Below are 854 nucleotides of genomic sequence, written 5' to 3' on the forward strand. Positions count from 1 at the left end.
GCTCGCCAATGCCCTTGTCGTGTTTGACAAGAAAGGGCAGATCTCGGCCAAGGAGCCGATCAAGCCCGTGACCTTGCCTGATGGTCAGCGCGGGCAAGTAATGGTGCCGCCCGCCGTCGAGGCCGGCACGGTTTCGATCACGATCCGAATCCCGAGCGACAAGCGCTTCACGATCGCGCAATTGCATGAGTACGGCACATTCGACGGCTTCCGCGATGTATCGATGCATCTTGACGTACCTGCCGACGTGAAGCTCGAGCAATTCGAGCTTGACATGCTGGAAGCGAAAGCGAACGGCGACATGCAGCGTTTTTTTGAGCTGGCGATCGCCAACAAGCTGAACGTCGTACCGGTTGGCGGAACCGGGTCGGGAAAGACAACGCTTCTCAAAGCGCTTGCTGATCTGGTTCCGCGCGACGAGCGGATCGGCACGATCGAGGACGTGCACGAATTCTCGCTGCCGTACCACTGGAACCGCGTCCACATGTTCTTCAGCGACAGCCTGCCGGCGCGCGAGCTGGTGCGCTCGAGCCTGCGCGCGAAGTTGCACCGTTGCTATATCTCGGAGCTGCGCGGTGATGAGGCATGGGATTACCTGTCGCTGCTGAATACCGGACACGCCGGCGGGCTGACGACGGTTCACGCGAACGATCCTATCTCGGCGTTTGTGCGTATCGCCACGCTCATCAAGCAAAGCCCGTTCGGTATGAATCTCGATTGTGACTTCGTTTTCAACGAAGTCCGGCGGACTGTCGATGTGCTGCTGTTCATGTATACTGGTACCAACAAGCTGACGCAGTTGTTCTCTGACCCGGTGCTGCAGTGGAAGCTGCAGCGGGTCCAGGTCTGAAGCC

At 59.0% G+C, this 854-nt stretch carries 1 protein-coding gene; it reads left to right on the top strand.

The window, feature by feature from the left end; translation table 11 throughout:
• On the top strand, positions 1-850 hold an 850-nt coding region (locus G3O01_RS44895; RefSeq protein WP_205813961.1), incomplete at its 5' end, for an ATPase, T2SS/T4P/T4SS family.
• Positions 851-854: the final 4 nt, after the last annotated feature.

The sequence above is a fragment of the Burkholderia sp. Ac-20365 genome (assembly GCF_017104715.1).
Taxonomy (GTDB): domain Bacteria; phylum Pseudomonadota; class Gammaproteobacteria; order Burkholderiales; family Burkholderiaceae; genus Paraburkholderia.